Consider the following 13,599-nt stretch of genomic DNA (forward strand, 5'->3'; position numbering starts at 1 on the left):
GTCATCTCCGGTATTCGGGCACGCGGTCGTCTTCCAGCAGGAAGCGCGTGGGGTTGCGTTCGATGCGCCGCACCAGCCGGTCAAGCGACGTGACGAGGCCGCGCGCCTCGGCGCCCAGGCGGGTCAGTTCGGGCAGGCCGGTGCGGGCGAAATCGGCGACGCCCGGCGCGCTGGCGGCCACGGCGCCCTGCACCTGCACCACCACCGCGTCGGCCCGCGCGATCAGCGCCCGCAGGTCGCGCGCGATGGCGGGCACGTCGCGGGTCACGTCCTCGACCGCGACGCTGATCCGCTCGGACGCGGTGCGGATATCGCCCAGAACGGGGCTGATATCCGTCTCGAGCACGCCGGTCGCCGCGTCGAAGGCGCCTTCGGCCGAGGCCAACGCGCCATCAGCCCCCTGCAGCGTGGTGTCGAGCTGGTCCAGGCTGGTCTGCGCCCGGTCGAACAGCGCGTTGGCCGAGGTCAGCGCGTCCTCGGCCGCGCCCGCCATGGGATCGAGACGGCCGGTCAGCCCGGTCAGATCCTGCGCGATCCGGTCCACGGCACCCGATGCCGAGGCCACGGCGCGGCGGATATCGGCCACCACCGGCGGCACGTCTTCCAGCACCACGGTTTCGATCGTGGCGACCGCGGCCTTGGCGTCGGCCAGGAAATCGCGCGCCTCGGCGATCAGCAGCGTGCCGTCACCATCCACCAGGATATCGAAGCTGTCGGAGGCCTCGGTCACCGCCTCGAACGCGGTGTTGGCGCCCAGGAGCGTGCGCTCGAGCTCGGCCAGGCGCAGGTTCAGAAGGGCCGCGGATTCGCCGTAGCGGTCGATGGTCCGGCCCGAGCGGTCCTGCAGATCGGCGATGGCGTCGCCGGTGCGGGCCACGACGTCGTTGATGTCGGACAGGATCGCCGGGATCTGGTCGCGCAGCAGGATCTCGGTCTGGCCGAACGTGCCTTCGATCCGCTCGATCGCGGGCACCGACGCGGCCAGCGCGGTGTCTGCCGTCTCGAAGGTCTGCTGGGTCGCGGCCAGGGCGCTGTCGGCGCGCGCCATCGTCGTTTCGATCGCGGTGCCGATGCTGTCCAGCCGCTCGGTGAAGCGCGCGATCTCGGCGGTGGCGTCGCTGACCGAGCCGGTGACGGACGAGAAATCGCTGAGCGCCCGGTCAAGCTGGCCCGACGCCGCGTCGAGATTGCTGAGGATGTTGACGACCAGCGCCTGGTTCTCGGGTCCGGTCAGCTCTTGCATCTGACCGATCAGGCGCCCCGCTTCGACCACGAGGCCCGGCGCGTCTTCGACCAGGGTCTGCACGGACGAGCGCCGCGAGGGGATGATGGGCAGTTCGTCATCCTCGGCTTCGATCGGCGCGGCGCCGTTGTTGCCGCCCGACAGCGAGATATAGGCCACCCCCGTCACGCCCTGGGATTGCAGCCGCGCGATCGTGTTCTCGCGCACCGGGGTCGCCGCGTCGATCTGGATGGTGGTGTAAACCTTGGACGGATCGTCGTCGTAGATTTCCAGCCCGATCACCTGCCCCACCGCGATGCCGTTGAAGAGCACGTCGCCCGACGGATCGAGCCCCGAGACATCGTCGAACAGGATCGCGTAGTAGCTGTATTGCCGGTCGATCTGGACACTGGCGAGCCAGATGAAGAAGCCCAGCGTCCCCAGGATCGCGGCCAGCGTGAAAAGGCCGATCAGGATGAAATTGGCGCGCGTCTCCATCACGCGGCCCCTTCGGTGACCGACGAGGCCAGGGCCGCGCGGGCGCGGGGGCCGTGGAAATATTCGCGCACCCAGGGGTGATCGACCTCCAGCATGTCGGCCATGGTGCCCACCGCCAGCACGCGGCGGTCCGCCAGCACCGCGACCCGGTCGCAGATGGCGTGCAGGCTGTCCAGATCGTGCGTCACCAGAAAGACCGTCAGGCCCAGCGCATTCTGCAGCTGCTTGATCAGGATATCGAAGGCGGCGGCCCCGATCGGGTCCAGGCCCGCCGTCGGCTCGTCCAGGAAGACGATTTCGGGGTCGAGCGCGATGGCCCGCGCGAATCCCGCGCGCTTGCGCATCCCGCCCGACAGCTCGGACGGATACTTGTCTTGGGCGTTTTCCGGCAGGCCGACCATGCGCACCTTGATCGCCGCCAGCGTTTCGCGCAGGTCGGGCGCAAGCTGGAGCTGCTCGCGCATGGGGGCTTCGACATTCTGGCGCACGGTCAGGGACGAAAACAGCGCGCCGTCCTGGAACATCACGCCCCAGCGGCGGCGCAGGGCGCGATACTCGGCGTCGGAGGTGTCGCGCACGCTTTGGCCGAAGACCTCGATCCGGCCCTCGGCGGGTTTCAGAAGGCCCACGATGGCGCGCAGCAGGACCGACTTGCCGGTGCCCGAACCGCCGACGACGCCGATGATCTCGCCCCGTCTCACGTCGAGATCCAGCCCGTCATGGACCACGTGGCTGCCGAAGCGGGTCACGAGGCCGCGCACCCGGATGATGCGATCTTGGTCCGCCGCCGCCATCAGACGCCCACCACGGCGAAGAATATGGAAAACAGTGCATCCATCACGATGACCATGAAAATCGACAAGACCACCGATGTCGAGGTCATGCGCCCCAGCGATTCCGCGTCTCCCCCCACCATCATGCCTTCGTAGCAGCCGATGATGCCGATGATGAGCGCGAAGAACGGCGCCTTGATCATGCCGACGCCGAAATGCCACACGTCGGTGTTGCTGACCAGGCGCGACTGGAAGACGGCGGGCGAGACGCCCAGCTCGATCCACGACATGAGCGCCCCGCCGACCAGGCCCGACACGTCCGCGATCAGGCCCAGCGCGGGCAGCATGATCATCAGCGCCAGCACCCGCGGCACCACCAGGATCGTCACCGGGTCCAGTCCCAGCGTGCGCATGGCGTCGATTTCCTCGCGCATCTTCATGGATCCGATGGCGGCGGTGAAGGCCGAGCCGGACCGGCCCGCCACGATGATGGCGGTCAGCAGGATGCCCAGCTCGCGCAGGATCGAGATGGCGATCAGGTCCACCACGAAGACCTCGGCCCCGAACTGGCGCAGCTGGGCCGAGCCCTGGAACGCCAGCACCACGCCGATCAGGAAAGCCATCAGTGCGACGATGGGCACGGCGTTCAGGCCGACCTCCTGGCAGTGATGCACCAGCGATGTCAGGCGCAAGCGCTTCGGGTGCACCACGATCCCCGCGATGGTGGCGACCGTCTGGCCCAGGAACGAGATCAGCTCGACCGATTTGCGGCCCGCGCTGGCCGTTTTGCGCCCGAACTCTTCCAGGTGGTCGACCGGCGACTTGCGGGGCGGCGGCGGGATGTCGTCCGGCGCCAGGTTCGCGCGCACCCGCTCGATCAGCTGCGCCTGCACGGCGCTGGCCCCTTCGATGGCGATGCTCCCGCCGCGCGTGGCGATGCGCCGCTCGAGGTCGAGCAGGAACCACGCCCCGGCCGTGTCGATCTGCGACAGGCCCGCGATGTCCAGGACCGACACGCCCTGCCCCTGCCCTTGCGCGAGGATCGCATGGGGATCCAGGCGGCCCACCACGCCGATGTCCAGCCGACCCGTCAGCGTCAGCCGCGCGTCTGCCACGGACAGCTGGACGGAACCGTTAATGGACTTGGGCATCAAACTCACGCGATCTGGGTGGCGAAATTGCGCCGGGGATCGGTTGGACCATCCACGACTTTGGTCCTATCCTCAAGGATGACCGCCCGGTCGGCCGATTTGCAGCCCGAGGGATGTGCAGAACCGCCACATGCGCCGTGCGCGCGATTTCGGCAGTTACAGCAGCATCTTGGGGCCAGAGGTGCCGACGCCGGAGCGGATCTTGGCACCCCGGGCGCAGGCCATTTCCGGCCGTGAGGCCGGACAGAAGGAGACGCCGGATGACCGCGACGCACAAGCCCGCCGACCGGGGTTCGCTGAACTTGCGGGACGGCGCGCGCGGCCCGAGACCGGGCGCGTGATGACCGGATCGCCGCAACCCGAACAATCGGAACAGCCCGACGCGGGCGGCTTCGCGGCCCTGATCCGCGACCTCGACAGCCGCCGGGCCGATGGCGAGACGGTGACGCTCGGCGACGCGCTGGATGCCGCGGGCGCGCGGGTTCACGGGGTGGCGATCCTGCTGATGGCGCTGCCCGAGGCGCTTCCCCTGCCGATCCCCAGTTTCGGGGCCGTGCTGGGGGTTCCGCTGATCCTGGTGTCGCTGCACCTGGCATTCTACGGCGAGCGAGGCGATCTGCCCCCCCGCGCGCGCCGGGTCAGGCTGCCCGACCGGCTGATCGACCTTCTGGCGCGTCGTGTCGCCGGTCCGCTCGAACGGGCCGAACGGCTGACCGGCGATCGCTTGCCCGCGCTGGCGAACCTTGAACGGCTGGTCGGACTGGTCAGCATCATGCTGTCATTCCTGCTGTTCCTGCCGGTGCCCTTCCTGAACATGGCGCCCGCGCTGGCGCTGGTGTGCCTGTCCTGGGGATTGATCCAGCGCGACGGCTTCGTGGTCGGGCTGGGGCTGGCCGTGTCGGTCGGGATCTTCGTCACGGTCTTCGCCTTGGGCGACCTGCTGGCCGGGATGCTGGCCACGGGCCTCGGCACGCCCTAGCCTTCCCGCGTGGACATGCCCAGCAGTCGGTAGAGCGGGCAGAAGCCGAACACGCCGGTGACCAGCAGCACGATGGCCACGATCAGCGACACGATCCCGAGGGCGCTGGCGCCGCTGACCCCGAACAGTCCCAGAGCCGGGATCGCGAGCAGCACGAGCCCCAGCAAGATCCGCAAGCCGCGGTCGATTTTTCCGACATTCTCGATCATTGGAGTGGTCCTTTCCATTGCAGTGCCGGGGTCGCGGCCCCGCGAAGGGCCACGAGATGCGCCGAGGTGGCGCGAAAGATCAGGCCGCGGAACTCGGCGAAGCGGGCCAGAAGATCCTCGCAGGCCGCGCGCGTCAGCCACAACACGCGCAGATCCAGCCCGGCAAGCTGCTGCGCCATGGCGGGCAGGTCCACGCGGGGGGGTGCCGCGACGTGATAGGGCGGTTCGAAGTCCAGGCAGTAGAGCGTGACGGCCGGGCGGCAACCGATGGACGGCGCGACGTGCAAGGCCCCCGCCAACACCACCGGCAGGGGTCCGTCGCGCGGGCCCGCCCGGTCTGTCGGTCCCCGACCGGGACATGGACGGTCGACGGCACGGCGGCGCATTGCGCGGCGCAGCTCGGCGCTGGTCTGGAACAATCGGGGTTCAATCAGGTCTGGTTGCAAGGCAGATCCTCGTCTCTGGGCAGGTTGGCGTTCCGCTCACCCTAGGGCACCGGCGCTGTCGCAAATTGATCCCGATCAACCCCTTGGGCGCGGTCCTACCGGACACTTCCCCGGCGTTCCGACCCGCCATTGCCGAGGATCCCATGTCGTCACCGCCCCGCCAGCATGCCGTCGTCTTCTACTCGCGCGACGACCATACCCATGCGCTTGCCAGCCAGATCGCCGACGGGCTGGACGCGGACCTGTTCCGCATCGCCACCGACCGCTACGGCGACCAGCCGTTCAGCTACCTGCTGGCCGGGTTCGACAGCCTGGTCGGACGGCTGCCCGCGATCAAGCCGCTGCGGGACATGGCGGGATACGTCACCGTGTCGCTTGGCACTCCGGTCTGGATCGGCAACCCCGCGACGCCGCTGCGCGCGTACCTGGCGCAGGATCCGACGCTGCCCGGCACGGTCGGGCTGTTCACCACCAGCGGCGGCGACGGACCGCAGGCCAAGGCGCGCAAGGTGGTCGAGGATATCCTGGGCTACAAGGTCGATGCGGCCGTGAACGTGCCCAACGGCACCGACACGGGCGAGATCCGATCGCGCGTGGCCGGCTATTGCGAAAGCCTGCTGGCGGGACTGGGCAAGCCGCCATGAAGGACAGCGCCGATCTGCCGGTGTTCCGCACCGAGGGGATCACCAAGGTCTATGCCACCGGCGCGGTCGAGGTGCGCGCGCTGGACGGCGTCGACCTGGAGCTGTTCACCGGCGAGCTGGCCGTGCTGCTGGGCCCGTCTGGCAGCGGCAAGTCCACGCTGCTGAATATCCTGGGCGGGCTCGACCATGTCACCGACGGGCGGGTGTGGTTTCGCGATCTGGAACTGACGGACCTGGGCGACCGGGGCCTGACACGGTACCGGCGCGACCACGTGGGCTTCGTGTTCCAGTTCTACAACCTGGTGCCCAGCCTGACCGCGCGCGAGAACGTGCAGCTGGTCACCGACGTGGCGCGCGATCCGATGCCCGCGGACGAGGCGCTGGCGCTGGTGGGGCTGCACGCGCGCATGGACCATTTCCCATCCGAGATGTCGGGCGGCGAGCAGCAGCGCGTCGCCATCGCGCGGGCCATCGCGAAACGCCCCGAGATCCTTCTGTGCGACGAGCCCACCGGCGCGCTGGACAGCCAGACCGGGATCCAGGTGCTCGAAGCGCTGCGCCAGATCAACGACCGGTTCGGCACGACCACGGTCGTCATCACCCACAACGCCGAGATCCGCCGCATGGCGCACCGGGTGATCTATTTCCAGGATGGCCGCATCTCGCGGGTCGAGCGCAACGACCACCGCATCGCTCCGTCGGAGATCTCGTGGTGAGCGGCCTGCACGCCCTGGACCGCAAGCTGTTGCGGGATTTCCGGCGGCTTTGGGCGCAGGTGCTGGCGATCGCGCTGGTGCTGGCCTGCGGCGTGGCGATCCTGCTCACGTCGTTCGGGATGTACCGCGCGCTGGACGAGACGCGCGCGGCCTACTACCAGCGCAACCGCTTCGCCGATGTCTTCGTGGAAGCGCGCCGCGCACCGCTGGCCCTGCTGGCCGAAATCGCGGCGATCCCGGGTGTCCAGGCCGTCGAGGGGCGCGTCACCGGCGACGTGGTGCTGGACCTGCCCGGCCGGGTCGAGGCCGCCGTCGGCCGGGTGCTGTCGCTGCCCGATCACGCCGAGCCGCGGCTGAACCTGCCGCTTCTGCGCTCGGGGCGGCTGCCCGACACCCCGTCCGAGATCGCCGTGAACGAGCCCTTCGCCGACGCCAACGGCTACCGGCCCGGCGACACGATCCTGGCCAACCTGAACGGGCGCAAGCGCACGCTGACCATCACCGGCACGCTGCTGTCGCCCGAGTTCATTTACACGCTGGGGCCCGGCGCGCTGATGCCCGACAACGAGGGGTTCGGCATCCTGTGGATGCGCCGCGCGGGGGCCGAGGCCGCGTTCGACATGGGCGGTGCGTTCAACGACCTGGCGCTGAAGATCGATGCGTCCACCAAGGCCGAGCCGGTGATCGACGCGCTGGACGACCTGCTGGACCCCTATGGCGGCTTCGGCGCCTACGGGCGCGACAAGCAGCTGTCCAACGCCTTCATCGACGCCGAGATCAGGCAGTTGCGCAGCATGGCGATGATCCTGCCGCCGGTCTTCTTCGGCATCTCGGCCTTCCTGGTGGCCATGGTCATGGGCCGGATCGTGACGTTGGAGCGGGCCCAGATCGGGCTGTTGAAGGCGCTGGGATACGGCAACGGCGCGGTCTGCCTGCATTACCTGTTGCTGGCGGGGCTGATCGCGCTGGTGGGCATCGCGACGGGCTGGGTGGCGGGCACGTGGCTGGCGCGGGGGCTTGCGCATCTCTACGCCAATTTCTTCGACTTCCCCTTCGTGATCTTCCGCATCGCGCCCTGGGTCTATGGGCTGTCCGCCGTGCTGGCGCTGGCGGCGACCACGCTGGGGGCCACCCAAAGCGCGTTGCGCGCGGCCCGGCTGGCGCCCGCCATCGCCATGCAGCCGCCCGCGCCGCCGAAATTCACGCAAAGTGCCTTCGACCGGGCCATGGACCGGGCCAACCTGACCCAGCCCACGGTGATGATCCTGCGCAGCCTGGTCCGCTGGCCGGTCCGCAGCGCGCTGACGGCGCTGGGACTGGCGCTGGCGGTGGCGTCGGTGATGACCGCGTCCTTCATGACCGATGCGCTGGATTTCGTCGTCGACAGCGCCTTCTACCAGTCCAACCGCCAGCACGCGATGCTGATCTTCCAGAGCGACGCGCCGCTGTCGGCGCTGCAGGACGTGGCCCACCTGCCCGGCGTGCGCCAGGTCGAGGGCCAGCAGATCGCCGCCGCCGTGCTGCGCCGCGGGCACCACGAAAAGCAGGTGGCGATCGAGGCGCGCCTTCCGGGCGCGGATCTGAGCCGGATCGTGGCGGCGGATGGCGGCGCGCGCGACGCGCCGCCGGGCGGGATCCTTCTGTCCGAGCGGGTGGCGGGCCAGCTCGACGTGCGGCCCGGGCAGACGATCACGGCCGAGCTGCTGGGCGGCAACCAGGGCACCTACACGTTCGAGGTCGCGGGCATCGTGCCGCAATATTTCGGACTGGGCGCCTATGTGGACCTGGAGGGGTTCAACCGGCTGCTGCGGCAGGCGCCCCGTGTCTCGGTCGCCAACATCACGCTGGACGGCGCCCGGCACGATGCCCTGCACGCCGCCATCAAGGACACCCCCGGAATCGCGGGCACGGTGATGATGACCCACACCCGCCGCTCGTTCCAGGAGACGATCCGCCAGAACGTCACGATCATGCTGACGGTCTATATCACCATCGCCGTGCTGATCTCGGTCGGCGTCGGCTACAACAGCGCCCGGATCCAGCTGTCCGAGCGGGCGCGCGAGCTGGCCAGCCTGCGCATCCTGGGCTTCAGCCGCTGGCAGGTGTCGTATATCCTGGTGGGCGAGCTGATGCTGCTGGCCGTGCTGGCGCAGCCCTTGGGCTGGCTTTTGGGCCGCGTCTTCACCGGGCTGATGGTGCGCGCGTTTTCCAGCGATCTTTACAACCTGCCGCTGGTCCTGAAACCGGCCACCTTCAGCTTCGCCAGCCTGATCGTGCTGGGCGCCACGCTGGCCGCGGTGCTGGTGGTGCGGCGCAGGCTGGACCGGCTGGACCTAGTGGCCGTCATGAAGACAAGGGAGTGAGCCATGCGCGCCAAGGGACTGAACCTGCGATCCGTCATCGTGTCCCTGCTGGGCCTGGCCGCGGTGGCCGCGCTGCTGTGGGTTACCTTCCGGCCTGACCCGGTGCCCGTGGACCTGAGCACGGTCACGCGCGGACCGATGCAGGTGACGATCGACGCGGACGGCAAGACGCGGGTCCGCGACCTTTACGAGATCGCGGCCCCCATCGCGGGGGTGGCGCGACGCTCGCCCGTGGCGGTGGGCGACGCGGTGACCGGCGGCGAGACCGTGGTCGCGGTGGTCGAGCCCGTCGTGCCCGGTCTGCTGGACGCCCGCACCCGGATGCAGGCCGAGGCCCAGGTGTCCGAGGCCGAGGCGTCGCTGCACGTGGCCGAAACCGACCTGCGCCGCACCGAAGAAGAGCGCGCCCGCGCCCAGTCCGAATACGACCGCGCCCAGGCGTTGGTCGAGCGGGGCGTCAGCAGTCTGACCCGGCTGGAGGACGCGGCCGAACGGCTGGCGGTGGCGACGGCCAGCGTCGAAGCCGCGCAGGCCCGCATCGACATGGCGCGCGGCAGCCTGAGCCGCGCCCGCGCCGCCCTGGTCGAGCCCGGATCCCCGGACGCGTCCGTCGGCGCCTGTTGCGTCGCCCTGCGCGCCCCGGTCGATGGCGTGGTGCTGGATATCGACGTGATCAGCGCCCGTCCCGTCGCCATGGGCGCGCGGCTGGCGACCATCGGCGACCCGCAGGACCTGGAAATCGTGGCCGATCTTCTGTCCACCGATGCCGTGCGGCTGGACCCCGGGGCGCTGGCCCATGTGGAGCGCTGGGGCGGTGCGATGCCGTTGGAGGCGCGGCTGCGAAGGATCGAGCCGAAGGCGCGGACCGATATCTCGGCGCTCGGCATCGAAGAGCAGCGGGTCGACGCGATCTTCGATCTGACCTCGCCGCTGGCGGCACGCCCGCGGCTGGGCGACGGGTTCTCGGTCTTCCTGCGGATCGTGGAATGGCAGGCCGATTCGACGCTGCAGGTGCCGCTGAGCGCGACCTTCCGGCAGGGCGACGGCTGGGCCACCTTCGTGGTCGAGAACGGCGTCGCGCGGCTGCGCCCCGTCACGATGGGACGCAGTGCCGCGCAGGTCGTTCAGGTGCTGGACGGGCTTGCCGAAGGGACACGCGTCGTCACGCATCCCTCGGACGAGCTGGAAGACGGCAGCCCGGTGGTCGAGCGATAGCCGCCGTCCGTCGCGCGGCCGCAAAGCGGATCAGGCGTCGCTGCGATCCTTGTCCTTGCGGCCCATCTGGGCGGCCATCTTGCCGGTCATGTCGATCAGCTTGCCGGTCTCGACCTGGTAGTCGTCGATGGCGCGCTGCAGGAACTCGGATTGCACGTGCCGAAGGTCGTGCATCGTCTTGCAATGCAGCATTTCATGCTGGGTCTTCACGTCTTCCTTGATGCGCTCGGCGACGAAATTGGTCAGCTCGCTGCCCAGGTCGGCGACGTTTTCGAACCACTTGGTGTTCATCCAGCCCGTCGCGGACAGCGGATTGAAGGCGGCGAGCGGGTCGAAGGTCTGTTGCGTGGTGTCGGTGTCCGCGGTCTTGCGTGGCATCTTGATCTCCCTTGGGTTGCTTTTCTGGTTGGCCTGCACGTCCGCGGCGATGCTAGGGCGCAGGGCGCGGGCGCAGTTGATCGACATCAAGCCCGTCGCGGAAGCCTGGCGCCGAACACCCCGGACGAAAGCGCAGGACGCCCGATCGGCGATTGATTTGCCTCAATGCTTTCGAAGCGGACCTGCCGTCTGATTGGGCCGGACCCGCAAGCAGGCCGATACGATGGACCGAACACAGGACAGACCTTCCCGCGATTCGCCGCCCGATGACGCGCAGGCGGATGTGGTGCGCTTTCTTCAGGGGGGCGCGGGACTTGGGGCGGAGGCCCGGCGCATCGACACCCATGGCGCGATGGTCTTCCTGATCGGGGATGTCGCGCTGAAGATGAAGCGGGCGGTCGAATACGATTACATGGACCTCTCGACCGTGGAAAAGCGCCGGACGCTGCTGATGCGCGAGCTGGCGCTGAACCGCCGCGCCGCGCCGTCGATCTATCGCGACGTGGTGCCGGTGACCCGGTCGCGCGACGGCACCTTGGCGCTGAACGGCGGCGGGCGCGCGGTGGAATGGGTGTTGCGCATGGCGCGCTTCCCGGCCGAGGCCGAGCTGTCGCGGATCGCGGCCGCGCGCGGCATCGACGACGCGCTGGCCAACGACATGGGCCGCGCGGTCGCCCGCTACCACGCGGCGGCGCCCGTGATCTCGCTGGACGCGGTGGGGCTGATGCGCGACATCCTGGACGAGCTCGGGCGCGTCTTCGCCGAAATGGGCGACGCGCTGGGTCCGGGTGCGCTGGACTGGGTGGCGCGCGCGCGCCGGGCCTGCGCGGACCAGCGGGCGGTTCTGCGCGAGCGGACACGGCAGGGCAGCGTCCGGCGCTGCCACGGCGATCTGCACCTGCGCAATCTCGTCCTGATCGACGATGTCCCGACGCCGTTCGACGCGCTGGAATTCGACGAGCGCCTTGGCACCTGCGACACCCTTTACGACCTGGCGTTCCTGCTGATGGACCTGGATCATCGCGGCCTCGGCCACGCCGCGAACCGCGTCCTGAACGCGTATCTGATGGATGCGGCCCCGGACCTGTCCGGCGCGGGCCTGTCGCTGCTTCCCCTGTACCTGTCCGTGCGCGCCGCGATCCGCGCCATGGTCGAGGTGCAGACCGCCGCGCTGGCGGAAGGCGGTGCCACCCTGCGGCGCGAGGCGCGCGGCCACCTGGGCCACGCGCTGGGCTATCTGGATCCGCCCGACCCGATCCTGGTGGCCTTCGGCGGCCTTTCGGGCACCGGAAAGACCACCATCGCCGCGGCCCTGGCAGACCGGATCGGTGCGGCGCCGGGTGCGATCCACATCCGCAGCGACATCCTGCGCAAGGCGCTGTTGCACCGGCCCATCCTGAAGCCGCTCGGCCCCGAGGGCTACGCGGCCGACATCACCGGCCGCACCTACGACACCTTGCGCATGCGCGCGGGACAGGTGCTGGCCCAGGGCCATTCGGTGATCCTGGACGCCATGCACGCCACCCCCGATGCCCGCCACGACGCCGAAGGCGTGGCGCGCTCGGCCGGGTGCGCCTTCGTGGGGATCTGGCTTGACGCGGGCACGCAGACGCGGCTGGACCGGATCGCGGCCCGCCCGCCCGATGCGTCGGACGCGGATGCGGAGCTGGTGCGCAGGCAGGCCGAAGCCGATCCAGGCCCGATTTCGTGGCACCGGATCGACACGCGCCTGCCGCTGGATGCCGTCGTCGACGAGATCTCGCTGCTGCTGGCGCCGCGGCTGGGCGGCCTGCCCACAGACCAGGGGGCGGCCCATGTGGGGTAGCGGGATCAGGATCGCCCGCTTGCGCGGCTTCGACATCCGGATCGACGCCAGTTGGCTGCTGATCGCGGCGCTGATCGTCTGGAGCCTGTCGACCGCCTATTTCCCGGCGCAGATGCCCGGGGCAGCACCCGCGACGCTGATCGTCGTCGCCACCGTGGCGATGCTGGGGCTCTTCGCGTCGCTGATCCTGCACGAGATGGCCCATGCCACCGTGGCCGAGCATTTCGGGCTGCGCATTTCCGGGATCACCCTGTTCGTCTTCGGCGGCATCGCCGAGCTGCGATCTGAGCCGACGAGCGGCGCCTCGGAATTCTGGATCGCCATCGCCGGTCCTATCGCCAGCCTGGCGCTGGCGCTGGCCTTCTGGTTCAGCGCGCAGGTCGTGGCGCTGGGCGGCGGGTGGCCCACCGTACAGCTGGTCCTGGGCTACCTGGCCTGGATCAACATGGTGCTGGCGCTGTTCAACCTGTTGCCGGCCTTTCCCATGGATGGCGGCCGGGTGTTGCGCGCCTGGCTCTGGGCGCGGTCGGGCGATCTTCTGGGGGCCACGCGCCGGGCCGTCGGGATCTCGGCCGGGTTCGCCTACGCCCTGATGGCGCTGGGCCTTTTCACCGTCTTTTCCGGCGCCATCGCGGCGGGGCTCTGGCCGATCCTGATCGGGCTGTTCCTGCTGGCCACGTCGCGCGCGACGCTGGGCAGGCTGGAAGCGCAGGCGGCGCTGGACGGGCGCACGGTGGCCGACCTGATGACGCCGCATCCCTGGACGACCACGCCGGACCGGACGCTGTCGGAGCTGGTGGAAAAGGTGGTGCTGGAACATGGCGCAAGCTTCGTGCCGGTGGTCGAGCACGGCGTGCTTCTGGGCTATGTCGATCTGCAGATCGTGCGCAAGATCGGGCGCGAGCACTGGGCCCACACGACGGTCGACGACGTCATCGAAAGCGCTGCCCCCGACAACACGGTGGCACCAGAAATGGACGGCCTGGAGCTGTTGCAGAAGATCACCCGCACGGGCAGGCGCAAGTTCCTGGTGGCCCGCGGCACCCGGCTTCAGGGCGTCATCACGGTGACCGACCTGATGGCTTATCTGAGCGCGTTTCGCCAGGTCTCGCCTTGAGCGCACAAGCGGCGATGGCGCAGCCCGCCGCGATCGGCGATAGTGGCCCGGTCTGCACCCGAC

Annotated in this window: 13 protein-coding genes; 7 read left to right on the forward strand and 6 right to left on the reverse strand. The window is 69.6% G+C overall.

Annotated elements, in window-relative coordinates:
* Position 1: 1 nt before the first annotated feature.
* The 3 genes from ILP92_RS13065 to ILP92_RS13075 are packed head-to-tail and all read right to left on the reverse strand — an operon-like array spanning position 2 to position 3,644.
* Entirely contained in the window at positions 2 to 1,720 is a 1,719-nt protein-coding gene (locus ILP92_RS13065; protein ID WP_198916854.1) for an MlaD family protein, read from the reverse strand.
* Positions 1,720 to 2,514, reverse strand: coding sequence for an ABC transporter ATP-binding protein (locus tag ILP92_RS13070; RefSeq protein WP_198916855.1), 795 nt, complete (start codon positions 2,512 to 2,514; stop codon positions 1,720 to 1,722). The genes ILP92_RS13065 and ILP92_RS13070 overlap by 1 nt, the downstream gene beginning before the upstream one ends.
* Positions 2,514 to 3,644, reverse strand: a complete 1,131-nt coding sequence (locus ILP92_RS13075) for an ABC transporter permease (protein ID WP_198916856.1) — start codon at positions 3,642 to 3,644, stop codon at positions 2,514 to 2,516. The genes ILP92_RS13070 and ILP92_RS13075 overlap by 1 nt, the downstream gene beginning before the upstream one ends.
* 340 nt (positions 3,645 to 3,984) lie before the next feature.
* Here ILP92_RS13075 and ILP92_RS13080 point away from each other — a divergent pair, with 340 nt between their 5' ends.
* Entirely contained in the window at positions 3,985 to 4,623 is a 639-nt protein-coding gene (locus ILP92_RS13080) for an exopolysaccharide biosynthesis protein (RefSeq protein ID WP_198916857.1), read from the forward strand.
* On the opposite strand, the gene ILP92_RS13085 is transcribed toward ILP92_RS13080, so the two are convergent.
* Both ILP92_RS13085 and ILP92_RS13090 read right to left on the reverse strand, forming a co-directional pair.
* Positions 4,620 to 4,832, reverse strand: a complete 213-nt coding sequence (locus ILP92_RS13085; RefSeq protein ID WP_198916858.1) for a YgaP family membrane protein — start codon at positions 4,830 to 4,832, stop codon at positions 4,620 to 4,622. The two genes, ILP92_RS13080 and ILP92_RS13085, sit on opposite strands and share 4 nt — an antisense overlap.
* Positions 4,829 to 5,251 (reverse strand): hypothetical protein, encoded by a 423-nt coding sequence (locus tag ILP92_RS13090; protein ID WP_198916859.1) that lies wholly within the window; start codon positions 5,249 to 5,251, stop codon positions 4,829 to 4,831. Before ILP92_RS13090 ends, ILP92_RS13085 begins: the two co-directional genes overlap by 4 nt.
* 170 nt (positions 5,252 to 5,421) lie before the next feature.
* Here ILP92_RS13090 and ILP92_RS13095 point away from each other — a divergent pair, with 170 nt between their 5' ends.
* The 4 genes from ILP92_RS13095 to ILP92_RS13110 are packed head-to-tail and all read left to right on the forward strand — an operon-like array spanning position 5,422 to position 10,216.
* The gene (locus ILP92_RS13095) at positions 5,422 to 5,922 is read left to right on the forward strand and encodes a flavodoxin family protein (protein WP_198916860.1); all 501 of its coding nucleotides are present in this window, start codon (positions 5,422 to 5,424) and stop codon (positions 5,920 to 5,922) included.
* Complete coding sequence (locus ILP92_RS13100) at positions 5,919 to 6,638, forward strand: ABC transporter ATP-binding protein (RefSeq protein WP_198916861.1); 720 nt, start codon at positions 5,919 to 5,921, stop codon at positions 6,636 to 6,638. The genes ILP92_RS13095 and ILP92_RS13100 overlap by 4 nt, the downstream gene beginning before the upstream one ends.
* Entirely contained in the window at positions 6,635 to 9,001 is a 2,367-nt protein-coding gene (locus ILP92_RS13105) for an ABC transporter permease (protein WP_368667885.1), read from the forward strand. The genes ILP92_RS13100 and ILP92_RS13105 overlap by 4 nt, the downstream gene beginning before the upstream one ends.
* 3 nt (positions 9,002 to 9,004) lie before the next feature.
* Positions 9,005 to 10,216, forward strand: a complete 1,212-nt coding sequence (locus tag ILP92_RS13110) for an efflux RND transporter periplasmic adaptor subunit (RefSeq protein WP_198916862.1) — start codon at positions 9,005 to 9,007, stop codon at positions 10,214 to 10,216.
* Between the two features lie 30 nt (positions 10,217 to 10,246).
* Here the strand turns inward: ILP92_RS13110 and ILP92_RS13115 are convergent, their stop codons facing one another.
* Positions 10,247 to 10,594 carry a phasin family protein gene (locus ILP92_RS13115; RefSeq protein WP_198916863.1) on the reverse strand — a complete coding sequence of 116 codons (348 nt, stop codon included), beginning with the start codon at positions 10,592 to 10,594 and terminating at the stop codon, positions 10,247 to 10,249.
* 223 nt (positions 10,595 to 10,817) lie between these two features.
* Between ILP92_RS13115 and ILP92_RS13120 the strand changes: the two genes are divergently transcribed.
* Together ILP92_RS13120 and ILP92_RS13125 are read left to right on the forward strand one after the other, a co-directional pair.
* Positions 10,818 to 12,419 carry a bifunctional aminoglycoside phosphotransferase/ATP-binding protein gene (locus tag ILP92_RS13120; protein ID WP_198916864.1) on the forward strand — a complete coding sequence of 534 codons (1,602 nt, stop codon included), beginning with the start codon at positions 10,818 to 10,820 and terminating at the stop codon, positions 12,417 to 12,419.
* Positions 12,409 to 13,536, forward strand: coding sequence for a site-2 protease family protein (locus ILP92_RS13125; protein WP_198916865.1), 1,128 nt, complete (start codon positions 12,409 to 12,411; stop codon positions 13,534 to 13,536). Before ILP92_RS13120 ends, ILP92_RS13125 begins: the two co-directional genes overlap by 11 nt.
* Positions 13,537 to 13,599: the final 63 nt, after the last annotated feature.

It is taken from the genome of Palleronia pontilimi (assembly GCF_016412875.1).
Classification (GTDB): Bacteria; Pseudomonadota; Alphaproteobacteria; order Rhodobacterales; family Rhodobacteraceae; genus Palleronia; species Palleronia pontilimi.